This is a genomic window from Pseudomonas sp. S9, assembly GCF_000222125.1.
Taxonomy (GTDB): Bacteria; Pseudomonadota; Gammaproteobacteria; order Pseudomonadales; family Pseudomonadaceae; genus Aquipseudomonas; species Aquipseudomonas segetis.
The window spans coordinates 361457-384840 of the sequence record NZ_AFFX01000001.1 but is presented as its reverse complement, the minus strand read 5'-3'; the positions used below and the strand labels follow the sequence as shown (position 1 = coordinate 384840).

The 23384-nt window shown below is 57.5% G+C and carries 21 protein-coding genes; 6 read left to right on the top strand and 15 right to left on the bottom strand.

Annotation, left to right across the window (positions count from 1 at the left end):
• The first annotated feature begins 55 nt into the window (after nt 1–55).
• The 3 genes from PSES9_RS0101815 to ggpS all read left to right on the top strand — a co-directional run bounded on the left by PSES9_RS0101815 (nt 56) and on the right by ggpS (nt 5272).
• The gene (locus tag PSES9_RS0101815) at nt 56–1387 is read left to right on the top strand and encodes a DUF2254 domain-containing protein (protein ID WP_010483412.1); all 1332 of its coding nucleotides are present in this window, start codon (nt 56–58) and stop codon (nt 1385–1387) included.
• Between the two features lie 169 nt (nt 1388–1556).
• A complete protein-coding gene (locus PSES9_RS0101810; protein ID WP_010483410.1) occupies nt 1557–2828 on the top strand; it encodes an MFS transporter in 1272 nt (423 codons plus the stop codon).
• Between the two features lie 161 nt (nt 2829–2989).
• Nucleotides 2990–5272, top strand: a complete 2283-nt coding sequence (ggpS, locus tag PSES9_RS0101805) for a glucosylglycerol-phosphate synthase (protein WP_010483408.1) — start codon at nt 2990–2992, stop codon at nt 5270–5272.
• Between the two features lie 57 nt (nt 5273–5329).
• Here the strand turns inward: ggpS and PSES9_RS0101800 are convergent, their stop codons facing one another.
• The 5 genes from PSES9_RS0101800 to zwf all read right to left on the bottom strand — a co-directional run bounded on the left by PSES9_RS0101800 (nt 5330) and on the right by zwf (nt 9335).
• Nucleotides 5330–5746: a VOC family protein gene (locus PSES9_RS0101800; RefSeq protein WP_010483407.1), complete on the bottom strand. Its 417-nt coding sequence runs from the start codon at nt 5744–5746 to the stop codon at nt 5330–5332.
• A gap of 18 nt (nt 5747–5764) precedes the next feature.
• Entirely contained in the window at nt 5765–6193 is a 429-nt protein-coding gene (locus PSES9_RS0101795; protein ID WP_010483405.1) for a YciI family protein, read from the bottom strand.
• A 267-nt stretch (nt 6194–6460) separates the two neighbouring features.
• A complete protein-coding gene (locus PSES9_RS0101785; protein ID WP_010483403.1) occupies nt 6461–7132 on the bottom strand; it encodes a bifunctional 4-hydroxy-2-oxoglutarate aldolase/2-dehydro-3-deoxy-phosphogluconate aldolase in 672 nt (223 codons plus the stop codon).
• A gap of 33 nt (nt 7133–7165) precedes the next feature.
• Nucleotides 7166–7879 carry a 6-phosphogluconolactonase gene (gene pgl, locus PSES9_RS0101780; RefSeq protein ID WP_010483401.1) on the bottom strand — a complete coding sequence of 238 codons (714 nt, stop codon included), beginning with the start codon at nt 7877–7879 and terminating at the stop codon, nt 7166–7168.
• Entirely contained in the window at nt 7866–9335 is a 1470-nt protein-coding gene (zwf, locus tag PSES9_RS0101775) for a glucose-6-phosphate dehydrogenase (RefSeq protein ID WP_010483400.1), read from the bottom strand. Before zwf ends, pgl begins: the two co-directional genes overlap by 14 nt.
• 187 nt (nt 9336–9522) lie before the next feature.
• On the opposite strand from zwf, the gene PSES9_RS0101770 reads away from it, so the two are divergent.
• Nucleotides 9523–10377, top strand: a complete 855-nt coding sequence (locus PSES9_RS0101770; protein WP_176443138.1) for a MurR/RpiR family transcriptional regulator — start codon at nt 9523–9525, stop codon at nt 10375–10377.
• A 39-nt stretch (nt 10378–10416) separates the two neighbouring features.
• Here the strand turns inward: PSES9_RS0101770 and PSES9_RS0101765 are convergent, their stop codons facing one another.
• The 9 genes from PSES9_RS0101765 to edd form a co-directional block, all read right to left on the bottom strand.
• On the bottom strand, nt 10417–11640 hold the full coding sequence (locus tag PSES9_RS0101765) for a maltoporin (RefSeq protein WP_010483396.1): 1224 nt from the start codon (nt 11638–11640) through the stop codon (nt 10417–10419).
• A gap of 197 nt (nt 11641–11837) precedes the next feature.
• A complete protein-coding gene (locus tag PSES9_RS0101760) occupies nt 11838–13001 on the bottom strand; it encodes an ABC transporter ATP-binding protein (protein WP_010483395.1) in 1164 nt (387 codons plus the stop codon).
• A gap of 28 nt (nt 13002–13029) precedes the next feature.
• On the bottom strand, nt 13030–13866 hold the full coding sequence (locus PSES9_RS0101755; RefSeq protein WP_010483394.1) for a carbohydrate ABC transporter permease: 837 nt from the start codon (nt 13864–13866) through the stop codon (nt 13030–13032).
• Nucleotides 13859–14767: a carbohydrate ABC transporter permease gene (locus PSES9_RS0101750; protein WP_010483393.1), complete on the bottom strand. Its 909-nt coding sequence runs from the start codon at nt 14765–14767 to the stop codon at nt 13859–13861. Before PSES9_RS0101750 ends, PSES9_RS0101755 begins: the two co-directional genes overlap by 8 nt.
• Before the next feature lie 119 nt (nt 14768–14886).
• Nucleotides 14887–16140, bottom strand: a complete 1254-nt coding sequence (locus PSES9_RS0101745) for an ABC transporter substrate-binding protein (RefSeq protein ID WP_010483391.1) — start codon at nt 16138–16140, stop codon at nt 14887–14889.
• A gap of 127 nt (nt 16141–16267) precedes the next feature.
• A complete protein-coding gene (locus PSES9_RS0101740; protein WP_274377950.1) occupies nt 16268–17746 on the bottom strand; it encodes an ATP-binding protein in 1479 nt (492 codons plus the stop codon).
• A complete protein-coding gene (locus PSES9_RS0101735; RefSeq protein WP_010483386.1) occupies nt 17715–18449 on the bottom strand; it encodes a response regulator in 735 nt (244 codons plus the stop codon). Before PSES9_RS0101735 ends, PSES9_RS0101740 begins: the two co-directional genes overlap by 32 nt.
• A 45-nt stretch (nt 18450–18494) precedes the next feature.
• Nucleotides 18495–19454, bottom strand: a complete 960-nt coding sequence (locus PSES9_RS0101730; protein ID WP_010483384.1) for a glucokinase — start codon at nt 19452–19454, stop codon at nt 18495–18497.
• Nucleotides 19451–21277, bottom strand: a complete 1827-nt coding sequence (gene edd, locus PSES9_RS0101725; protein WP_010483382.1) for a phosphogluconate dehydratase — start codon at nt 21275–21277, stop codon at nt 19451–19453. The genes PSES9_RS0101730 and edd overlap by 4 nt, the downstream gene beginning before the upstream one ends.
• A gap of 132 nt (nt 21278–21409) precedes the next feature.
• Between edd and gap the strand changes: the two genes are divergently transcribed.
• Nucleotides 21410–22414, top strand: coding sequence for a type I glyceraldehyde-3-phosphate dehydrogenase (gene gap, locus PSES9_RS0101720; RefSeq protein WP_010483380.1), 1005 nt, complete (start codon nt 21410–21412; stop codon nt 22412–22414).
• A gap of 12 nt (nt 22415–22426) precedes the next feature.
• Complete coding sequence (locus tag PSES9_RS0101715; RefSeq protein WP_010483379.1) at nt 22427–22891, top strand: methylglyoxal synthase; 465 nt, start codon at nt 22427–22429, stop codon at nt 22889–22891.
• Nucleotides 22892–22943: 52 nt separating this feature from the next.
• Here the strand turns inward: PSES9_RS0101715 and PSES9_RS0101710 are convergent, their stop codons facing one another.
• Nucleotides 22944–23378: a MerR family transcriptional regulator gene (locus tag PSES9_RS0101710; RefSeq protein WP_010483378.1), complete on the bottom strand. Its 435-nt coding sequence runs from the start codon at nt 23376–23378 to the stop codon at nt 22944–22946.
• Between the last annotated feature and the right edge of the window lie 6 nt (nt 23379–23384).

The following is a 23384-nucleotide window of genomic DNA, read 5'->3' as shown; positions in this document are numbered from 1 at the left end:
TATGGCCCAAGCCTACTTTAGCTATAGTTCGGTGACTGTCTGATAAGGAACGCCAGTGATCAGTCCATCGAACATCCTCTTTCGCGTCTACCAGCGAACCATTCATAGCCTGGCCTTCTATCCCACGCTGATTGCCTTGGGCTTTGTCCTGGCCTGCCTGCTGAATATCTCGATCGAATACCAACCCTGGCTGATGGAGCTCAAAGCTAAATTTGACATCGGCCTGGTGCGCAATGCCGATAACGCCCGGCTGATTCTCGGCACCCTGGTCGGCGGCCTGGTATCGCTGATGGTATTTAGTTTCTCAATGGTGATGGTGGTTCTCAACAATGCAGCCTCGGTGCTCTCTCCCCGCGTCCTTCCAGGGCTGGTAAGCAGCAAGAGCCACCAGAAAACCCTTGGTTTCTACCTGGGCACCATCATCTATGCACTGCTGCTGATAACCACCATTGAGCAAAATGGCAGCGACAAAGTCCCCAGCCTTGGCGTCCTTATTACCCTGGCGCTGGGAATTGCCTGCCTGGGATTGTTCGTTTACTTCATTCGCTCAATTTCACAGTCGATCCAGGTCGAGCACATCCTCAGCAACCTTTATCAAGTGACGCGCAAAAAACTGGAGTCGCGCATCTGCAAGATGGCGGCACAGAGCCCGGCGCCAAAGTGGCCCAATGACCAGAAGTGGCAGCAGATTCGCTCTGAACGCAGTGGTTACTTCAAGGAAATCAACGCAACAATGGTCAATGAACTGCTCTGCGAGCATGACCTGAAAATGACCATTCAGGTGCATCGCGGTTTTTTCGTCATGGAAGGACACCCACTGTTCAAGCTCGACCGCAAGGTCGACGAAGCGCTGATAAACCAGTTACTCGATTGCTTCGACTTTTTTATCGAGGAGTACCCCAGCACCCATTACTTGTTTGGCTGCAAGCAGATATCCGAAATTGCAGTAAAGGCACTTAGCCCCGGGATCAACGACCCAGGCACTGCGATCAAGTCCATCGACATGCTCAGCGTGCTTTTAAGCCAGCGCCTGAACCTGCCAGCCTTTGACTTCAGCGAGCTCGAAGACGAGCCGCCGCGCCTGTTCCTCAATGAGCTATCACTGGACCAGTTGCTGCAACAGGTCCTCGGCCCCATTCGCACCTATGGCGCTGCTGATCCCAGCGTATTGGTCAGCTTGCTCCAGGCCTTCAAGAACCTGCTTCACCAAAACCCCAAGGCTGAGTACAAAGTGCAGCTTCTGCGCCACGCCCGTAGCGTTATTGAAAGCGCTGACGAACATTTGACGACGCCGCGAGACCGTGAAGAAATCAATGATTTTATCGAGCGAATCAACAGTGCAGCCAAGGAGAGCCTGCCTGCACTGTCGCGGATAAAAACGCCTTAGCTCGCATAAAACCGCACCAACCCGGTGCAAGCCTGCTTCATGAAAAATTAAATAAAATTTTTTAACCACAACTAATCCATATAAATCATACACTTAACAAAACAAATCAAAAGTTAGTGGCGCGCTTTGTGCTTGCTATCTTAGGACTAGTTCCATAGGGTAGATCGCCATGTGGTCCCTTATTGCCCCTATCAGCTCACTGCTGAGCGGGGTCGCGTTACTCCTGCTCGGCAATGGCCTGCTCAACACTCTTCTGACCCTGCGCGGCGTAGCCCAAGGCTATTCCACCGGGATGCTCGGGCTGATTATGTCCGGGTACTTTGTCGGCTTTCTCCTCGGCACCTGGCTGGCGATCCCGCTGGTACGGCGCATTGGACATATCCGTGCGTTCGCGTTTTGTGCTGCATTGGCGGCCATCACCGCCCTGCTCCATGTGCTGATTGTCAACCCCTGGGTCTGGCTCGGCCTGCGAGTCATCTATGGCCTGGCGCTCGTCAGCCTGTACATGGTTATCGAAAGCTGGCTTAACGCGCAGGTGCCCAATGACAAGCGCGGCACCGTATTCGCGATCTACATGGCGGTCAATTTGGGCGCATTGGCAGCGGCGCAACAGTTGCTGAACCTGGCCGAACCAACCGAGTTTCTGCTGTTCGCCCTGGCAGCAATTCTGATCAGTGCAGCATTGATGCCGATCACCCTGACCCGGCAAATTCAGCCAACGGTGCCTGAAACCCTGCACACAGATGTTCGCCAGATCGCAAGAATCGCGCCTTTGTCTATCGCCGCCGCGGGCTTGTCTGGCTTGGCCCTGGGGGCCTTTTGGGGCATGGCGCCGGTGTACGCCAACCTCAGCGGCTTCGACGCCAGGGGCGTCGGCCTGTTGATGAGCAGCGCCATTCTTGGCGGCGCATTATTGCAACTGCCCATTGGCCGTTATTCGGACAAGCACGACCGTCGCCTGATCATGTTCTGGGTCGTGACGCTGGCCGTGGCAGTCGCCCTGCTGATGAGCTTCATGCCTGCTGGCCCATTGCTGTTGGGCTTGATGTTTATTTGGGGTGGCCTGGCGTTTGCCATCTATCCCATTGCAGTTGCACAGCTGATCGACCAGTTGCACAGCGACGAAATCCTTGCAGGCTCAAGCAGCTTGTTGATGGTCAACGGTATCGGCTCGGTTTGTGGCCCGCTCCTTGCTGGTGTTCTGATGCAGCACCTGGGCGCCCACGCCTTGCCACTGTACTTTGCGGTAGTACTGGGATTACTGGCCGCCTACGCACTTTACCGCCTGCGCCATGTCACTGACCTGGTCAGCGGTGATCAGGCGCACTTCGTGCCCATGCTGCGCACCAGCCACACTGTATTGGAGCTCATGCCTGATACACCGCCGGCCGACCTGGACTCAGGGACCAACAACGCAGGCCCGGAACCCGAATCACCGTAGCAGCAGGCACGTCCTGTTGCTGCATAACAACAAAGGCAGTCACCCACGATGTGGATGCAACTGCCCGAAACGCAGAGCCTGCTGCCCCAACAACAGGCTCAAGCTCGTCGGCTGATGTCGGCGCGTCAACTGCACCCACTATATGGACAGGGAGACAGCGCATGCTACTTGCAACCGATCTTGACGGTACTTTTCTTGCTGGCGATCCAGAGGATCGTTTAAGCCTTTACCAAACCATTGCCGCCCACCCAGAAATCAAGCTGGCCTATGTCACCGGGCGCAGCCTGGAAGCGGTATTGCCCTTGCTGGCGGACCCGACACTGCCACATCCCGACTACATCATTGCCGATGTTGGCGCGACCATGGTCCATGGCGACAGCTTGCAACCCATTCAACCCTTGCAAAATGCCGTCGATGCCCTCTGGCCAGGTGAAAGCCAGGTCGCAAGCGCCATCGAGGGCTTCAACCTCGAGCGCCAGGACGTGCCGCAAGTCCGTCGCTGCTCCTACTTCTGCACCCCCGAGCAAGCCGCAGCGCCAGAGCTGCAAGCCGTCGCCGACTCGCTGGGATGCGACCTGCTCTACTCCGCAGCCCGCTACCTCGACTTTTTACCCAAAGGCGTGAACAAGGGCAGCAGCCTCGAAGCATTGGCAACCTGGCTTGAACTGGATGACGACCAGGTCCTGGCTGCTGGCGATACACTCAATGACCTTGGCATGCTCGACACCAAGTTTCACGGTGTCTGCGTGGGCAAGTCCGAACAGGCCTTGCTCGACGCCACCTTGCACCACTCACGCACCCTGCATGCGCAACGCACCGGTTGCGGCGGGATTCTCGAAGCATTTGCCCACTTTGGCTTTCTTGGCGAGCACGGTATAGCCGCGGAAAAGCGCCAAGCCGCACAACCGGGCAAATCCGAGATGGTCATGGTTTATCACCGCCTGCCCTATGAAGAATATCGCGGCGCCGACGGCAAGCTGCAGCGCCGCCGGCCAACGTCTCCCAATGGGATCATTCCCACTCTGTTGAGCTTCTTTGGTGATGGCCGTCCCGGCTCCTGGGTCGCCTGGGCCATCCATGAAGGCGATGAGCAAGAACCCTTTGAAACCCACACCACGGTTGATGCCGAGCGCTATCCGAAGCTCAAGGCTGCGCGGGTCGCACTGACCAAGGAAGAAGTCGATATCTTCTACAAGCGCTTCTCCAAGGAAGCCTTCTGGCCAACGCTGCATACCTTTTGGGAGCGTGCAACCTTCCGCGAAGATGACTGGCAAGTGTTCCTCAAGGTCAACCGGGCCTTTGCCGAGCGCACCGCCCTTGAAGCGGCCGAAGGCGCAACGGTGTGGCTGCACGACTACAACCTGTGGATGGTGCCGGGCTACCTGCGTGAACTGCGCCCAGACCTGAAGATTGCCTTTTTCCACCATACCTACTTCCCTTCGGCTGACGTGTTCAATGTGCTGCCATGGCGTCGCCAGATCATCGGCAGCCTGTTGCAGTGCGACTACATCGGTTTCCATATCCCACGCCAGGTTGAGAACTTCGTCGATGTTGCGCGTGGCGTAACGCCACTGCAGACGGTCAGCCGCCAGAACTGCGCACCACGCTTTATCACCTACGGCTGCGCGGTTGGCCTTGAGCGCATGACCACTGCCGTCGACACCGGCAGTCGCACGGTCAAGCTCGGCGCGCATCCAGTTGGCCTGGACATCGACCGGGTACGCAGCGCGCTGGACAATCCGAAAATTCGCGAAATGATGGCGCGCCTGCGTGAAGAACTCACCGGCATCAAGCTGATCCTCTCGGTCGAACGCCTCGACTACACCAAGGGCATCCTGGAAAAGCTCAACGCCTACGAGCGCCTGCTCGAGGAAAATCCGGAACTGCTCGGCAAGGTCACGCTGGTCACCGTTTGTGTACCTGCCGCCAAGGAGATGACCATCTACGACGAACTGCAATCGCAGATCGAACAGGCAGTTGGCCGCATCAATGGTCGCTTCGCCCGCATAGGCTGGACGCCGTTGCAGTTCTTCTTCCGCAGCTTGCCATTTGAAGAAGTCAGCGCCTGGTATGCCATGGCCGACGTGATGTGGATCACTCCGCTGCGCGATGGTCTCAACCTGGTTGCCAAGGAGTTTGTTGCAGCCCAGGGCCTGCTTGGTGGCAGTGGCGTGCTGGTGCTTTCCGAATTTGCTGGCGCTGCCGCCGAACTCAAGGGGGCGCTGCTGACCAACCCCCATGATCCGGCCGACCTGACCAGCACCTGCTATTGGGCACTCAACTTGCCAAAAGTCGAGGCGCAAGCGCGATTGCGCGAGTTGTTCGATATTGTCAGCTACAACGACATTCGCCGCTGGGGCGACGAGTTCCTTGGCGCAGTGGCCGAGGCACCGCTTGAGGTGGAAAAGCCTGATAATGTCAGCTCGATTGGCCTGGCCTCTTAATTTGCCTGAAGCCTGAAAATGCCCGCTACAACCCTGCAGTTGTAGCGGGCATTTGCTTTACTCGCTGACCTCGCAGTTAATCAGCCAGGGCACCCCAAAGCGATCCTTGACCGAACCAAAGCGAGTCGCCCAGAAGGTTTGCTGGAAGGGCATTTCGATGGTCCCGCCCTGGGCCAGGGCATTGAAGATCCGCTCGCCCTTTTCGATGCAGTCCAGATTAATGGCCACCGAATTGCCTCGGATGCCTTCGTAAGGACTCATGGGACATGCATCTGAAGCCATCAGGACCTGATCACCCACGACTAGGCGCGCATGCAAAATACGCTCAGCGAGTTCGGGCGGAACATCCCCCGCCGCAGCAGGCATCTCGGAAAAACGCATGAGAGCCTCAACCTTGCCGCCCAGGCAGTCGGCATAAAAGTTGAAAGCCTCTTCGCAGTTACCATCAAATGTCAGGTAGCTATTAATTTTCATCGTTCACTCCCAATCAATTCACTTGGCTTTTTGCTCGATCTGCTCGCGCAGACGTCGCTCTTGCTCTTGCAGTTCCGGGGTAAATTCCTCGCCAAAATCCTCGGCCTCGAATATCGGGCGGATTTCGATCTCAGAATCACTGGCCATAGGGTTCGGGCAACGCTTGACCCAGTCGATGGCCTCTTGCATGGAAGCCACATTGAATATCCAGAACCCGGCGATCAGTTCCTTGGTTTCCATAAATGGACCATCGACCACAGTACGCCGATCACCTGAGAACTGAACGCGCACGCCTTTGCCGCTCGGATGCAAACCTTCACCTGCGAGCATCACACCCGCCTTGACCAACTCTTCGTTGAAATTACCCATCTGCTCAAGCAAGGCTTCAGAGGGCATCTCACCTGCCTCCGACTCGGGACTGGCTTTGACTATCACCATGCAACGCATAACAAACTCCTTATTATTTTCGGCTTCACTGTGCAGTAGTCGAACCGGCGCACGGCAAATCGACAGGTCCCGAAAATTAATTTCATGCAATGCTGGCTGGACGCTCAAACGCAGCGAGCATCACGACAAAGAGGGTTGTTTAAGCGATGCGCTGGAACGGTCGAATGACCATAGAAGAGAGATGCAACCGTCGCCAGAGAAGTCGACTGGCGGTGAAGCTGAAAAACAGCGGGTCGACTGGTTGCCAGGCGACCCGCAGACCACGACCTAGCTTGCCAATAGCGCCAAAGCCTCTGCGCTGGCTTGCTCAACCCGCGCCCAGTCTCCGGCCTTGATCCAGGCACTGTCGAGCATCCAGGTGCCGCCCACGCACATCACGTTAGGCTGGGCCATGTAGCTTTGCACATTCGCCAGGCTGACACCGCCCGTCGGGCAGAAGCGCACGGCCGGAAACGGCCCGCCAAGGGCCTTGAGTGCCGCAGTACCGCCGCTGACTTCAGCCGGGAACAGCTTGAAGCGACGATAACCCAGGGCATAGCCCATCATGATCTCCGAGGCACTGGCGATCCCCGGCAACAGTGGAACATCGCTGGCAAGGCTTGCCTCGAGCAACTCGGGGGTACAGCCGGGCGTCACAATAAATTGCGCGCCAGCCGCTTCAGCCGCTGCAAGCATGTCGACATCGAGCACCGTGCCGGCACCCACCACCAAGTCCGGACGCGCTTCACGCAAGCGGCGAATGGCGGTCAGGCCATGCTCCGAGCGCAGCGTAACTTCAAGCACGCTAAGCCCGCCTGCGGCCAATGCATCAGCCATCGGCAAGATATCTTCCTCGCGGGAGATGGTGATGACCGGCATTATCTTCGCTTGCGCGCAGATGGCATCGATCTGCGCGATCTTGGTCACCATTCGCTGCTGATGGGTTTCGTGAGTTGTCATAACCAAAGGTCCTTAAAAACTAGAGCTACCGGGCTATGGGCACCAGTAAATTTCAAGAGGAGATTGCAAAAAAGCACGCACCGGCATAAGCGCCACCGCATCAGGCTGCAACGCTTGCTTCAGCGTCGCCAGCTTGTTCTTGCCCTGCATGGCCAACACCTTGTGCCTGGCTGAAGCGAGTAACGCCAAGCTCATGGTCAAGCGCTGATGCGGCACAGTCGGAGCGAGCATTGGCAAGCAACGTCGCTCGGTATCTGGCGCCAGCGCCTCAGGCAGGTTGGGACTTTGAGGAAACAGGGACGCGGTATGGCCGTCATCCCCCATGCCCAGCACCAACACGTCTATCGACGGTAGTTCCTTCAGCGCCTGGTCGGCGGTAACCGCCGCCTCTTCAACCGAAGCGGCGCTGGAGTAAAGGCCGAACATCCGGGCGCCAGCCGCTTGTCCTTGCAGCAGATGGCGACGCACCAGGCCTTCATTGCTGTCGGCGTGGCTAGTCGGCAGCCAGCGTTCATCAGCCAGGCTGACCACCACGCTGGACCACTGCAACGGCTGCTTGGCCAAGGCCTCGAAAAAGGCAACCGGACTGCGACCGCCCGACACCACCAATGTCGCCCTGCCCTGTTCAGCAATGGCTGAACGCAAGGCATCGGCAACGTCGGCGGCCAGCTTATTGGCCAGTTGCGTGGAATTGTTAAGACTGTGCGCCACAACGCCAGCCGGTAACTGCAGGTCAGAGATCGCCATACCAAGCCTTTCCATCACGAGTAATTAGGGCGATTGAAGCCATTGGCCCCCAAGAGCCTGCGGCATAGGGCTTGGGCTTATCGCCAAGACGCTTCCAGCCATCAATCAACTGGTCGCACCAGAGCCATGCGTGTTCGATTTCATCTTTGCGCACAAACAGGTTCTGATTGCCGCGCATCACCTCAAGCAACAAACGCTCATAGGCATCGGGGATGCGCGCACTTTGATAGGTGTCCGAAAAACTCAGCTGCAAGGGCCCGCTGCGCAACTGCATGCCTTTATCGAGGCCTTGATCCTTGGTCATGACCTGCAGGGAAATCCCCTCGTCAGGCTGCAGACGGATAATCAGTCGATTGCTGATCAGCGGCCGTTGTTCGGCGGCAAAGATGTAATGCGGCGGCTCTTTGAAATGAATCACGATCTGTGACATTTTTTCCGCCATGCGCTTGCCGGTGCGCAGGTAGAACGGCACGCCCGACCAGCGCCAGTTGCGGATATCGGCACGCAATGCAACGAAGGTTTCGGTATTGCTCTCGGTGTTGGAGTTTTCTTCTTCAAGGTAACCAGGCACAGCCTTGCCAGCACTGTTGCCGGCCACATACTGACCGCGCACAACACGTTGGCTGAGCTGCTCGGCGGTAATAGGCTCGAGAGCCTTGAGCACCTTGACCTTCTCGTCACGAATGCTGTCGGCAGACAAGTCGCTGGGCGGGTCCATGGCGATCAGGCAAAGCAGCTGCAACAGGTGATTCTGGATCATGTCACGCAGCTGGCCAGCCTGGTCGAAATAGCCCCAGCGGCCTTCAATGCCGACTTTCTCGGCCACGGTGATTTCAACGTGGGAAATGTGATTCTGATTCCACTGGGTCTCGAACAGACTGTTGGCGAAACGCAGTGCGATCAGGTTCTGCACGGTTTCCTTGCCCAGGTAATGGTCAATACGGTAGATGCGAGTTTCCGGGAAGTACTGCGCCACCGCATTGTTGACCTCACGCGAGGAAGCCAGGTCATGGCCAATGGGCTTTTCCAGAACCACCCGCGTGCGGTCCACCAACCCCACTCGCGCAAGATTTGCACAAATGCTGCCATACACCGATGCAGGCGTCGCAAAGTAGGCAATCAGGCATTTGTCGCCGGCCACCTGCCCAGCCAATGGCTGGTAATCATCGGCCTGCAGGAAATCCATTCGCACATAGCTTAAGCGTGCAAGGAAGCGCTGCATGACGCCTTCATCAAGGTTCTTTGCGTCTATATAGCCGCGCAGGGCATTTTCAATCGTGGCGATATACTGCTGGGGCTCGCCGGCGTCGCGCGCCAGGGCCAGGATTTGCGTGTCGGCGTGCAGCAAATCAGCCTGATCCAGTTGAAAAAGGGCTGGAAACAGCTTGCGCAAGGCCAGATCACCCAGCGCACCGAACAAAGCAAAGGTACAAGGTTCAACAGTTATGCTTGGCATGATATATGTTCTTCTATCAACTTCAGCGAGAAACACCCTGATGGGCATACTACACCGCAATATGTCGTAATAAAAACAACATTTAGCGGAAATTAACAGAACAAGTGGTGACAATCAGGGCCGATCAGTACGATAGGCCTGCATTTTCGTCGGTTGCCTGTCTGCATAAGGAACAAAAATGGATCGCGTGCGAAACCTACTGGAGCAAATCCAAACCCGCCTCGACAGCCTCAACAAGGCAGAGCGCAAGGTTGCCGAAGTGATTTTGCATAACCCGCAGCAGGCGACACGCTTGAGCATAGCCGCGCTCGCCCAGGCAGCCTCGGTCAGCGAGCCAACGGTCAATCGCTTCTGTCGCTCATTTGGCGTCAACGGTTATCCTGAGCTGAAAATGCAGCTCGCCCAGAGCCTTGCCAGTGGCGCCGCCTACGTCAGCCGGGCGGTTGAAGCCGATGACGGCCCCGAAGCCTATACCCGCAAAATTTTTGGCAGCGCCATTACCTCGCTCGACAGCGCCTGCCAGTCACTCGACCCACAACTGATCAGCCGCGCCGTTGACCTGCTGATCCAGGCCCGGCAGATCCATTTCTTTGGACTTGGCGCCTCCGCACCTGTCGCACTGGATGCCCAACATAAGTTCTTCCGCTTTAACCTCGCGGTAACCGCCCATGCCGATGTCTTGATGCAGCGCATGCTGGCCTCGGTGGCGCATACCGGTGACCTGTTCGTCATCATTTCCTACACCGGGCGCACCCGCGAACTGGTTGAAGTCGCCCGCATTGCCCGGGACAAAGGCGCCTCGGTATTGGGCCTGACCGCGGCCAACTCACCATTGGCCAAGGCCAGCACCCTGAGCCTGGACATCCCCCTGCCCGAAGACACCGACATCTACATGCCGATGACCTCACGCATCATCCAATTGACCGTCCTTGATGTGCTCGCAACCGGCGTGACCCTGCGCCGTGGCGTCGATTTCCAACCCCACCTGCGCAAAATCAAGGAAAGCCTCAACGCCAGTCGCTACCCAGCGGATGAAGATTAAGCGCAGTGGCGGCCCAGGCAGCCTGAACCGCCGCCGGGCCTACTTCCACCAATATTCGACCTGAACCCCAAAGTTCGAGCCATGCCGGGCGTTATCAAACACGCCCGAGTCAGATAACGCCGAGCCGGCAGCCATCTGGCTTGCCGCACGTTGAGCCGCTTCGTTCCAACTGGCATAGGTGTAATACAGGCGAAACTCCGGGCGCGCCCAAAACCCCGGGCCAGCCGGTGACCAGGTTGGTGCAACGGTAAACTTGGTCAGCTTGCGCGTACCATCCGCTGCATCAACCTGATCGCGCCCCAGCTCACCGACCAGCTTGAATTGATCGGTGAGCGCATAAGTGGTGCGACCACCGACCGACAACCAGTCCTGATCATCACTGTCGGGGCGAATATCCTTCTGGTACACCACTTCGACCTGGCCACCCAGACGTGGCGTTATCTGCCAGTCAAAGAACTCGACCAAACGGTAGCTCTTGCTGTCGCGATCAAGCCCGACATCACCAGTGGTCCCCAGCCCGGTGCCTGGCCCCTCGCCGTATTGCAGGGCAAACTTGTTGGTGCCACCCAGAAACAGCTTTTGTACATGCTGCCCGGTAATGGCCCAGCCACTGCTGCTGTCACCGCGATCCGGGTTGTCGATATAGCTGTAGCCCACTTCGACCTCTCCGCCCGGATTGGTCTTGAAACCGCCCACGTTGAAGTCATGGCGGGTGGTGTAGTCATCCTGAAAGTAGCTGTCCTTGCGGGAGAAGACGTAGCTGTACTTGAGATCGCCAATGACCATTTCATCGACGCCGAAGCCGGTCGCGCTCTGGTTCCAGTAATAGAAGTCAGAGATATGAATGTCATTACGCTTGTAGAAACGGCGCCCCGCCCAGAGCGAGCCGCCATTGAGCGCGGGCATATTGCTCCACTCTGCGTACATCTGGTTCATCCGGGCAAAACCATAGTCACCGGTGAATTTGGGCGTGTGGCCATATTCGTTGTACAACTGAGCCATGCCTTCGACACTCAAGGTGGAACCGTCGTCAAGACTCAGCAAGTCCTGGCGCAAGTCCAGCTCCGAATAGGTTTCGCACTCGTTACCCAGGCGATACTTGGACTGCGCGCCCGGCAACTGGAAACACGACTGGCTTCCTCCGTTTTCCGAGCTTCCCGCGCCGCTGCGCACATAACCGCTGAACTCCAGCGCGTCGGCCGTCATTGGCATAGCCAAATAACTCACCGCTAGCGCAAGGCTGATACGTGTTGCTGCTCTCATTTCAACTCCAATTATTTTTATTGTTAAGTCCGAAAAGGCTCAGCTCAGGTGACGAAACAAGGCAGCCGCCACTTAAACTGCTAAGGGTGATATCCCTATGCACGCACAGCTCCAGCAACCGGGCTCAAGAACCCGGTTGAACATCATCAAAATGCAATGAACCTGGCCAACGGCCAGAGGCTGTTAAATCGCCACGGCTAAAGGCTTCTCAGGCGCGTGACATTGCTGGCTGACTGAGCCGTTGTGGCTGACAAAGGACGAAGACGCTCGCCGCTGTTGGCGTCAAACAGCATGATTTTTTCCGGATCGAGTTGCAGTTCGATAACCTGGCCGACACGGGGCGCGTCATCAGGCGACATGCGACAACACACCTTGGTTTGATTGAGCGTGACAAAGACCAGGGTGTCCGGACCGGTCGGCTCGATAATCTCGACTTCGGCGGCAATTGGCACCAGTCCCGGCGTCCCGGCAGTGGTCTGGATTTGCTCGGGCCTGACACCCAGAATCACTTCGCGCCCCTCGACGCCTTCGGCCATCGCCGCCAACGGCAATGCACAGCTGAGCTCAGCCTTTTCACCGCTGCGCAATTGCGCAAACAGTTGGTTGCCAGCAGGCTCGAGCTTTACCGGAATAAAATTCATCGGGGGGGAGCCAATGAAACTGGCTACAAACAGGTTGGCAGGATCGTTGTAAATCTGCTGCGGTGTGCCGAACTGCTGAATGATGCCCTCCTTCATCACCGCCACCTTGTCACCCAAAGTCATGGCCTCGATCTGATCATGGGTGACATACACCGTGGTGGTCTTGAGACGCTGGTGCATCAGCTTGATTTCGGTACGCATCTCGACGCGCAGCTTGGCGTCCAGGTTGGATAAAGGCTCATCGAACAGGTAGATTTTCGGGCGTCGCGCCAAGGCACGCCCCATGGCTACGCGCTGTTGCTGGCCGCCTGACAGTTGCCCAGGCTTGCGCTTGAGCAAATGCTCGATTTGCAGCAGCCTGGCGACCCGGGCGACTTCCTCATCAATCGCCTCAGGCGCCATCTTGCGCATCTTCAAGCCGAAGGCAATGTTGTCGCGAACGCTCATGGTCGGGTACAGCGCATAGGATTGAAACACCATGGCGATGTCGCGATCCTTCGGGCTCATGCCGCTTATATCAGCGCCTTCGACCAGGATTTCACCGCCGCTGATGCTTTCCAGACCCGCAATGCAGTTCATCAACGTGGACTTGCCGCAACCAGAGGGCCCGACCAGGATCAGGAACTCACCCGAATCGATTTTCAGTTCGATATTCTTCAGCGTATCGGCCAGACCACTGCCGTAGCTCTTGTGTACCTTGCGTAGTTCAAGCGTTGCCATCTTTGTCTCTCCGGTCGAAAGCGACCTGTTAGCCTTTCACCGCGCCGGCTGTTAGCCCGCGCAAGAAGTACTTGCCAGCCAGCACATAGACCACCAGCGTGGGTAGTCCGGCGATCATCGCGGCCGCCATGTCGACGTTGTATTCCTTGGTACCCGTGCTGGTATTGACCAGGTTATTGAGCGCCACCGTAATCGGTTGGGTATCACCACTGGCGAACACCACGCCAAACAGGAAATCGTTCCAGATCTGGGTGAACTGCCAGATCAGGCAAACCATGATGATCGGCACTGACATCGGCAGCAGAATGCGTCCGAAAATGGTGAAGAATCCGGCGCCATCCAGACGCGCAGCGCGCACCAGGGCATCCGGCACGCTGACGTAGTAGTTGCGGAAGAACAAAGTGGTAAAGGCAATCCCATAGACCAGGTGCACCAGCACCAAGCCGCTTTTGGTGTTGGCCAGACCCAGCTTGCCAAGGGTGAATGAGGCTGGCAGCAACACCACCTGGAACGGCAGGAAGCAACCAAACAGCAACAGGCCAAAGAACAGTTGCGAGCCTTTGAAACGCCACATCGCCAGCACATAACCATTGAGCGCGCCAAGCAAGGTGGAGATCAGCACCGCTGGAACCGTGATCTTTACCGAGTTCCAGAAAAAACCGCCAAGACTGTCCCAGGCCTTGACCCAGCCAATTGCGGTAATCACATCCGGCCAGGACAGCAGGTTGCCACTGCGTATATCTTCAGGCGTCTTGAAACTGGTGAGCAGCATGACGATCAGCGGCACCAGATAAACCGCGCAGGCCGCGAGCAATGTTGCGTAGATCGCCAAGCGACTGAAACTGAGCTTGTTTTGCTTAATCATGGCGCTTGCCCCGCAACTCGGAGTACAGATAAGGCACCAGGATCGCCAGCACCGCGCCCAGCATCAGAATCGCACTGGCCGCGCCAAGGCCCATCTGGCCGCGAGTGAAGGTATGGGCATACATGAACATTGCCGGCAGGTCGGACGAATAACCGGGGCCCCCAGCCGTCATTGATGCGACCAGATCGAAGCTCTTGATCGCGATGTGCGAGAGGATCATGACCGCACTGAAAAACACCGGGCCAAGGCTCGGCAGCACTATGCGCAGGTAGATATTCGGCAAGCTGGCGCCATCGACTTGCGCGGCGCGAATGATCGATTGATCAACCCCGCGCAGCCCGGCCAGAAACAACGCCATCACAAAACCCGAGGCCTGCCAGACAGCGGCAATCACCAGGCAATAGACCACCCGATCGGTATCCACCAGCCAGTCGAAGCGGACCCCTTCCCAGCCCCAGTCGCGCAGCAGCTTGTCCAGCCCCAACCCCGGGTTGAGCAACCACTTCCAGGCCGTGCCTGTGACAATCATCGAGATCGCCATCGGATACAGGAAAATAGTGCGGATAAAGCCTTCACGGCGGATACGCTGGTCAAGCAAGACCGCAAGCAAAACACCAAGGATCAGGCTGATGCTGATGAACAAGCCTCCAAACAGCATCAGGTTCTTGCTCGCCACCCACCAGCGATCGTTATCCATCAACCGCTGGTATTGCTGCAAACCCACCCATTTGTAGCTGGGCATAAAGCGCGAACTGGTGAAGGACAACAAAAAGGTCCAGAGGATGTAACCGTAGAAGCCAACCAGCACAATCAACATGGTCGGTGCCAGCACCAGCTTGGGCAGCCAGCGCTGTAGCGCATCCAGTGGTGAAACTTTGCTCGTAATTGCTACTGAGCTCATACAGGCCTCTCAAGCTAAGACAAAACCGGGGCAAAGCACTGCCGCAATGCCCGTGAAGGCACTGGAAAGCGCTTTACATGAGATCCCTGAAGCTGCCGGCGTACCGGCAGCCGGGTTATTTACTGAACCGCCTGGATGGCTGCAGCCAGTTGTTGCGCAGCCTTCTTCGGGTCCGCGTTGGCGTCGTTGAAGAAGTTGGTCACCACATCAAAAACCGCGCCCTGCACATAGCTTGAAGCCGCCATGCCATGGGCCAGGCTTGGCTGAAGACCACCATTGCCGGCCGCTTCCTTGAAGTCCTTCATTGACGCCTGGGCGCAGCTGTCGAAGCTGCTCATGTCCATGTCCTGACGCACCGGGATCGAGCCTTTGTTCTTGTTGAAGATGGCCTGGAATTCCTTGCCCATGACGATCTCTGCCAGGTCTTCCTGGGCCTTGCGGTTGTCCGCATCGGCCAGCTTGAACATGGCCAGCGAATCGATGTTGTAGGCAAAGCTGCCCTGGGTGCCGGGAAATGGGATGCAGCTGTAATCCTCACCGGCAATCTTGCCAGCAGCGGTCCATTCGCTCTTGGCCCAGTCGCCCATGATCTGCATACCGGCCTTGCCGTTGATGACCAGACCCGCCGCAGCGTTCCAATCACGCCCTGCGGCGTTGGCATCAATGTAGCCGTGCAGTTTTTTCAAGGTGGCGAAGACTTCAACCATCTTGTCACCGGTCAGGACCGCTTCATCTTGATCGACAAAGGCCTTGCGAAAATCAGCGGGGCCGAGAATGGCGAACGCCAAATCCTCGAAGACGGTGCCGTCTTTCCACGGCTGACCGCCGTGGGCGATGGCGATAAAACCTGCAGCCTTGAGCTTGTCCGCAGCAGTGAAGAGTTCATCAAGAGTGGTTGGCGGCTTCGCACCGGCCTTGGCAAATACCTCGGGATTGATCCAGAGCCAGTTAACCCGATGCACATTGACCGGCACGGCAACGTAATCACCATCGTATTTCATGATGTCAGCCACTTGCGAAGGCAACAGCTCGTCCCACTTCTGACGCTTGGCGACCTCATTCAAATCAGTCAGCAAGCCCAGCTCGCCCCACTCTTGAATGTCCGGCCCCTTGATCTGCGCAGCAGCAGGTGGATTGCCAGAAACGGCGCGGGTCTTGAGTACGGTCATGGCTGCCTCACCACCGCCACCGGCGACCGCGAAGTCTTTCCAGGTGTGGCCTTTGGCTTCAACCATTTGCTTGAGGGTATCGGCGGCACGCTTTTCACCACCCGAGGTCCACCAGTGCAGCACTTCTACTTCACCGGCGTGGGCAGCAAACGGAATCAGTGAGGCAAGGTAAACAGCAGTTGCCAGGCGAGAGATAACTTTCATCAACAGTACCTTTCTTGTTGTTATTCGCGGACAAGTCTGACGCTTGTGCTGCCATGGATACTAACCAAGGCATCAGCGAAAACGGGTAACGAAGGGATATAGAAACGTCACAGGATGGTTACAAAACCTAATCGGCAAAGCGCGCCAGATACAGCGACACACGAAAGCCGCCATCGCGCAGGTTTTTCAGTGTCACCTCGCCACCATGGCTGTGGGCGATGTTTCGCGCGATACCCAAGCCAAGACCATAACCCTGCTGCTGCGCGGACAGGCGAAAATGCGGCTCGAACACATACTCCAGTTGCTGCTCTGGCACGCCGGGGCCCTCGTCATCCACATGCAGGGCAAAGGCGGTCTGGTCATCTTCGATATGCAAGTGCGCCCGCTGGCCATACTTCAAGGCGTTATCGACCAAATTGCCAATGCAGCGCTTCAAGGCCAGGGGCTTTCCCGGATAGCTAGACACTGTTTGCCCGGTCAGCGTCACCAGGCCATTGCCAGCTGGCGCCAGGTATGGCTCAACCACACAATTGATCAGGTAATCGAGATCTATCGGCTCGATGTTCTCGTGAATATCAGTGTCCTTGACGCACTGCAAGGCACCCTTGACCAACAGTTCAAGCTCATCAAGATCGCGGCGGAATTTTGCCTGCACCTTCTCGTCATCGAGCAATTCCACACGCAAGCGCAAACGGGTAATGGGCGTGCGCAGGTCATGGGAAATCGCACTGAACAGCTGGCTACGCTCTCGCAGGTAACGACCAATACGCTCACGCATTGTATTGAACGCACGACTAACCTCGACCACCTCGCTACCGCCCGCCTCCTTGAGGGGCTCGACCTCGGTACCCAGGGACATTTCACGCGCAGCCACAGCCAGGTGTTTCAGCGGACGGCTTTGCCAATGCACCATCAGGCCGATGAGCAGCAGCAAGAACACACTGGTCAGAATGATGAACCAGAGCTGCTGTGCAGGCAGCCCAGGCTGCTCAAGGCTGACATAGGGCTCGGGCATCAGTGATGCCAGGTACAGCCACTCCTGCGGGCCGATCCGGATCTGGGTGACCAGCACCGGCGGATTCATGGGTTCCAGGCTCAAGGCATAGTGAGCCCAGGAGCGCGGCAGCTCATCAAGCTTTACCGCATTATTGAAAATACGCAGGTCATTGGGACTGACAAACTGTACCGACACATCGAGGTCGTGCCCCAGGCGCTCACGCAAGGTTGCATCCACGGCATCGAGCACCGCACGCTTGCGCGGCGTGACGGGCAACACATCCATGCTCAGCGGCTTGTCGTTGAGCGAGACGAAAAAGCGGGTCCCGCCCATGTTGCGCAACTGATCAAGCACCATCGGCCGATAGCCCAGCGGCAAGGAGCGAAAATAACTGACACTGGCGGCCATTGACTGCGCCAGGCTGCGCGAGCTGGCAACCAGGCCTTCAACCTGGCTGGCACGCAATTGTGAAACCCAGATAAAACTCGACAGCGCCTGGGCGATCAAGACCACCAGCAGGGTCAGCACCAGCATCCTGGCCAGCAGCGAGCGCGGCACCAGCCTGGCGAACAGGCGCTTAATGACCATGGCCCTGATGCGGCTCGACATTGGCAGCCAGCAGGTAACCGCTACCGCGCACCGTGCGAATCAGTCGTGGGGGCTTTTCAACATCGCGCAGGCGCTGGCGCAAGCGACTGACAGCCATGTCCACAATGCGCTCCAGCGGCATGACTTCACGGCCCCGGGTGGCATTGCCAATGGTGTCGCGATCAAGGATCTGTTGCGGGTTATCGAGGAACAGTTTGAGCAGGATAAAATCTGCCCCTGAAAGAATCACCTCTTCCCCATCGGCATGAAACAAGCGATGACTGACCATATCCAGTCGCCAGTCATCGAACGCCAGCACCTCGGCACCGCGCTCCTGGCTGAAGTTGACCCGGCGCAACAAGGCCTTGATCCGTGCCAGCAGCTCGCGCGGACTAAAGGGCTTGCCCAGGTAATCATCGGCGCCCAGTTCAAGGCCAATCACCCGGTCAGCCTCGTCCGAACTGGCGGTCAGCATGATCACCGGAACATGGGCAAAACGCTGGTGCTCTCGGACCCAACGACACAGGCTGAAGCCATCCTCATCGGGCAACATTACATCCAGAATCACCAGATCGGCCGAATCGGCTGCAAGCCGCTGACGAAAGCCCGCACCGTCGGCGACCGCACACACCTGGAATCCGGCGCGGCTCAAATAGGTTTGCAGCAGTTCGCGAATTTCCTGATCGTCGTCAACCAACAAGATCGACTTTCCACTCTGACTCAAGACATGGCCCTTTTATTCTTATCAATCACCGCCTGCAGCGGCCAATCAGCCCTGGTTCTGTTGCTGCAGCGCAACACCTGCGCCCATCAACCCCGGGTACTGCGCTGTGACCAGCCAAACCGGAATCCCGGTAAAGTAATCGCTCATGCAGCCCTTGTCGCTGAAACAGCGCGCAAAACCACTGTGGCAAAAGAACTCGGCAAACCTGGGCACAATCCCACCGGCAATATAGACACCACCACGTGCCCCCAGACTCAGCACATTGTTGCCTGCAGCGCGACCCAGCCAGCAACAGAACTGCTCGAGCACCGCGCTTGCCGTGGCGTCGCCAGCCAATGCCGCAGTGGTAATCTCGGCCGGACCGAGTAATTCCGGCGCGACGCCATCGAGCTCGCACATGGCGCGATAAAGCACCAGCAAACCATTGCCGCTAAGCACATCCTCCGCCCGCACGTGACCCAGTTGCCTGTATAACACTTGCCACAGCTGCGCCTCACGCGCACTGCCAATGGGCAGGTCTACATGCCCGCCTTCGCCGGCAAGTGCTGTCCAGCTTCCATCGGCTTGTGCCAGCAATGTGCCAACCCCCAGGCCGGTGCCTGCACCTATCACCACAAATGGGCGGCTGGCATCCGACTCCCCGGGACATACCTGCAGGCATTCGCCTTCAGCCAAACGGGTCATGCCCAGCGCCATGGCGGAGAAATCATTGATCAACAACAACTGGTCGATCTGCAAGCGCTGGCAAAACCCATCGCGGTTGATCCGCCAATGATTATTGGTAAAGCGAAACTGCGCATCGCTGACCGGCCCGGCGCAGGCCAGGCAGACCGCACCAAGCGAGCCTGGAGCCACGCCTTGTTCGTCAAGATACTGCTCGATCGCCGCCTCAGGTGTGTCGAAGTCGGCCGTGGCCAGCACGGATACCGACTCCAATTGCTCATCGCGCCACAAGGCAAAGCGCGCATTGGTGCCGCCAATATCACCGACCAGCGCCAACTTCACTTAAGCGACTCCAGGCTTTCAGTGAAGGCACTGGCGCCCTGCTCCGCCGTACTGAATGAGTGGCGCATAAAGGTGAACAGCTCACGGCCACATCCTTCGCCACTTGCAATCGAAGGGCTCGCCAATTCACGGGTAGCCAGCGCTTTATCCTCGACCAACACTTGCAGTTCGCCGGTATGACCGTTGACCCGGATAATATCGCCATCGCGCACACGCGCCAGCGGGCCGCCATCATAGGCCTCGGGGCAGACATGAATCGCCGCCGGGATTTTGCCCGAGGCCCCCGACATGCGACCGTCAGTCACCAGCGCAACTTTAAAGCCGCGATCCTGCAACACGCCAAGGAACGGCGTCATCTTGTGCAATTCAGGCATGCCATTGGAACGCGGCCCCTGAAACCGCATCACCGCCACCATGTCATGTTCAAGCTCGCCAGCCTTGAAGGCATCCGCCAGCTCCTGCTGGTCCTCGAATACCCGCGCTGGCGCTTCCACCACCTGATGCTCAAGGGCGACTGCCGACACCTTCATCACGCCACGTCCCAGATTGCCCTCCATCACCCGCAAGCCACCTTCGGCCGAGAACGGATTGGCCACTGGACGCAATACCGTTTCGTCATGGCTCTTGCTCGGGCCATCGCGCCACACCAGCTTGCCATCCTCAAGGAAAGGCTCCTGGGTGTAACGGCTCAGGCCATGACCGGCAACAGTGTTGACGTCTTCATGCAGCAATCCGGCCTCAAGCAACTCACGGATCAGGAACGACATGCCGCCAGCCGCCTGGAAGTGATTGATATCGGACTTACCATTCGGATACACATGGGCCAGGGTCGGCACCACGGCTGACAGGTCCGCCATGTCCTGCCAGGTCAGCATGATCCCGGCCGCACGGGCAATCGCGGGCATATGCAGGGTGTGATTGGTCGAGCCCCCGGTGGCACTCAAGGCCACAATAGAGTTGACCAGGCAACGCTCATCAACAATTTCGGCCAGCGGCATGAACTGCCCGCTTTGCTTGGTCAACCGGGTGATTTGCCGAGCCGCCTCGACGGTCAGCGCATCACGCAGGGGGGTATTGGGATTCACGAAGGAAGCGCCCGGCAAGTGCAAACCCATCACTTCCATCAATAACTGGTTGGTGTTGGCGGTGCCGTAAAAGGTGCAGGTACCGGGGCTGTGATAGGCGCTCATCTCGGCCTCAAGCAACTCATCGCGAGTGGCCTTGCCTTCTGCATAGCGCTGGCGCACGTCTGCCTTTTCCTTGTTCGACAAGCCAGAAGGCATGGGGCCCGCCGGGACAAACAGGGTCGGCAGGTGGCCAAAGCGCAATGCGCCCATCACCAGGCCTGGCACAATCTTGTCGCAAATCCCCAGGCACAGCGCGGCATCGAACATATTGTGCGACAGCGCCACGGCCGTCGACATGGCGATGACTTCGCGACTGGCGATGCCCAGCTCCATGCCAGGCTCGCCCTGGGTAACGCCATCGCACATGGCAGGCACGCCACCGGCGAACTGGCCAACGGAGCCGACATCGCGCAGGGCCTGCTTGATTTGTTCCGGATAGCGCTCATAAGGCTGGTGCGCCGAGAGCATGTCGTTGTAGGCGGAAATGATTGCCACGTTGGCAGCATTCATCAAACGCAGGGCTTGTTTGTCATCGCTGCCGCAACCGGCAACGCCGTGAGCAAAGTTGGCGCATTGCAATTTGCCACGCTGCGGACCATCGCTTGCAGCAGCTCGGATCATCGCCAAATAACGTTCGCGAGTAGCTCGGCTGCGGGCAATAAGGCGATCAGTTACCTCTTGGACACGGGGATGCATGTGATTGACTCCAGGCTAGCGGGCAAATTTATTTGTACCTTTAACAAAATATTGCCACTTAAAAGGCTTGATTTCTACATTCACGGGAATAATCTTGTAATTCCAACAACAAAATTATTAACGGACAGCATTATGACTCTGCGTATCGCTATCAATGGCTTTGGCCGCATTGGCCGCAACGTGCTCCGCGCGCTGTACACCCAGGCCTATCGCCAGAATATCCAAATCGTAGCTATCAACGACCTTGGTGATAGCGCTATCAATGCTCATTTGCTCAAATACGACAGCGTGCATGGCATCTTTGCCGGTGATGTTGAGTTCGATCAGGAAAGCCTGACTGTAAACGGTGACCGTATCGCTGTCAGCGCAATTCGCAACCCCGGCGAACTGTCATGGAAAAAACTGGCAATTGATGTGGTGTTTGAATGCACGGGCCTATTTACGACACGGGATAAAGCCGCCGCACACCTCAGTGCCGGCGCGCGCAAAGTGATTATCTCCGCACCCGCAAAAGGCGCTGATGCAACCATAGTCTACGGGGTCAACCAGGGTATTTTGCGCCAGTCCCACCAGATTATCTCCAATGCCTCCTGCACCACTAACTGCCTGGCACCTGTTGCTCACGTACTTCACCGCGAACTGGGTATCGAACAGGGGCTGATGACCACCATCCATGCCTACACCAATGACCAGAACCTGTCGGATGTCTATCACAGCGACCCGTACCGCGCCCGCTCGGCCACCCAATCGATGATCCCAAGCAAGACCGGCGCAGCCGAAGCGGTGGGCCTGGTACTGCCTGAGCTGGCAGGCAAGCTGACAGGCATGGCCGTGCGGGTTCCCGTGATCAATGTATCGCTGGTCGACCTGACACTCACCCTTAGCCGCGAAACCAGTGCAGAAACGGTTAATGCCTTGATGAAAAATGCCAGCGAAAACTCAACTGTACTCGGCTACAACAGCCTGCCATTGGTGTCGTGCGACTTCAATCATAATCCGCTTTCGTCGATTTTCGATGCCAATCACACCAAGGTCAGCGGAAAAATGCTCAAGGTCATGGCCTGGTACGACAACGAATGGGGCTTCTCGAATCGCATGCTCGATACCTGCATGGCCCTGTGCAATGCACCGCACTGAGTGGAGCCAACCATGAACCGCATCAGCTTTGTCACCGCCACCCTCGCTGCCCGCAAGCGCATCGCCCTTGTCGCCCATGATCACTGCAAGGCATTTCTCCTGGACTGGTGCCAGCGTCACCGTGAAAAACTGGCCAATCACGAACTACTGGCCACCGGTACTACCGGCGCACTGTTGAGCGAACGCTTGAAACTGCCCGTCGAAAGCATGATCAGCGGCCCACTGGGCGGTGACCAGCAAATAGGTGCGCGAATCGCTGAACGACGCATCGATATGCTGGTGTTCTTTTGGGACCCGTTCGAACCACAACCCCACGACCCCGACATCAAGGCTCTGCTGCGGGTGGCAGCGGTATGGAATATTCCCGTGGCCTGCAACGAAAGCAGCGCCGACTACATGCTCAGCAGTCATTTGTTAGAACAACAACATTCCTATCGTATTCCCGACTACAGCAGCTATCTGGCTGAACGCTGTTAAGCAACCGCCCCAACCGCTACAGATTGGTGAGCAGGCTTGGCCTTGCAGCAACCTAGGAAGCACCCTGCTCGTGAAGTGGCGCGCAACACTGGCGATTGTCGAGCGCCTCCAGCAACCTGCAGTGCCCGGCCTCGGAGCTCGTGCACTTGGCCATGCGAGATAACTCGGCCTGCATTTTTTGCAGGTCACGAATACGCGCCTCAATGGTCACGAGATGGCTTTGAACCAGTTGATCCGCTTCTGCACAGGGGCTCTGTGGCCGGTTAGCCAGGTCCAGCAGGTTGCGTATTTCATCCAGGCTAAAGCCCAGCTCACGCCCCCGGCGAATAAACAGTACGCGGCGCACGTCCGCATCCTGGTAGTGGCGATAGCCAGAAGCAGTGCGCTGGGGTTCTGGCAGCAGGCCACTGCGCTCATAAAACCGAATCGTCTCAAGGTTGACGCCGCTCTGCCTACTAAGTGCGCTGATGGTAAATGGCTTACTCATGCTTGA

Bases quoted from the DNA above. Each gene is read 5' to 3' on its own strand.
- PSES9_RS0101755 (WP_010483394.1), bottom strand. From the start codon at position 13,866: ATGATTAAGCAAAACAAGCTCAGTTTCAGTCGCTTGGCGATCTACGCA.
- PSES9_RS0101765 (WP_010483396.1), bottom strand. From the start codon at position 11,640: ATGAGAGCAGCAACACGTATCAGCCTTGCGCTAGCGGTGAGTTATTTG.
- PSES9_RS0101785 (WP_010483403.1), bottom strand. From the start codon at position 7,132: ATGACAACTCACGAAACCCATCAGCAGCGAATGGTGACCAAGATCGCG.
- ggpS (WP_010483408.1), top strand. From the start codon at position 2,990: ATGCTACTTGCAACCGATCTTGACGGTACTTTTCTTGCTGGCGATCCA.
- PSES9_RS0101715 (WP_010483379.1), top strand. From the start codon at position 22,427: ATGAACCGCATCAGCTTTGTCACCGCCACCCTCGCTGCCCGCAAGCGC.
- PSES9_RS0101795 (WP_010483405.1), bottom strand. From the start codon at position 6,193: ATGCGTTGCATGGTGATAGTCAAAGCCAGTCCCGAGTCGGAGGCAGGT.
- zwf (WP_010483400.1), bottom strand. From the start codon at position 9,335: ATGCCAAGCATAACTGTTGAACCTTGTACCTTTGCTTTGTTCGGTGCG.
- pgl (WP_010483401.1), bottom strand. From the start codon at position 7,879: ATGGCGATCTCTGACCTGCAGTTACCGGCTGGCGTTGTGGCGCACAGT.
- edd (WP_010483382.1), bottom strand. From the start codon at position 21,277: ATGCATCCCCGTGTCCAAGAGGTAACTGATCGCCTTATTGCCCGCAGC.
- gap (WP_010483380.1), top strand. From the start codon at position 21,410: ATGACTCTGCGTATCGCTATCAATGGCTTTGGCCGCATTGGCCGCAAC.
- PSES9_RS0101760 (WP_010483395.1), bottom strand. From the start codon at position 13,001: ATGGCAACGCTTGAACTACGCAAGGTACACAAGAGCTACGGCAGTGGT.
- PSES9_RS0101800 (WP_010483407.1), bottom strand. From the start codon at position 5,746: ATGAAAATTAATAGCTACCTGACATTTGATGGTAACTGCGAAGAGGCT.
- PSES9_RS0101740 (WP_274377950.1), bottom strand. From the start codon at position 17,746: ATGTCGAGCCGCATCAGGGCCATGGTCATTAAGCGCCTGTTCGCCAGG.
- PSES9_RS0101745 (WP_010483391.1), bottom strand. From the start codon at position 16,140: ATGAAAGTTATCTCTCGCCTGGCAACTGCTGTTTACCTTGCCTCACTG.
- PSES9_RS0101710 (WP_010483378.1), bottom strand. From the start codon at position 23,378: ATGAGTAAGCCATTTACCATCAGCGCACTTAGTAGGCAGAGCGGCGTC.
- PSES9_RS0101750 (WP_010483393.1), bottom strand. From the start codon at position 14,767: ATGAGCTCAGTAGCAATTACGAGCAAAGTTTCACCACTGGATGCGCTA.
- PSES9_RS0101810 (WP_010483410.1), top strand. From the start codon at position 1,557: ATGTGGTCCCTTATTGCCCCTATCAGCTCACTGCTGAGCGGGGTCGCG.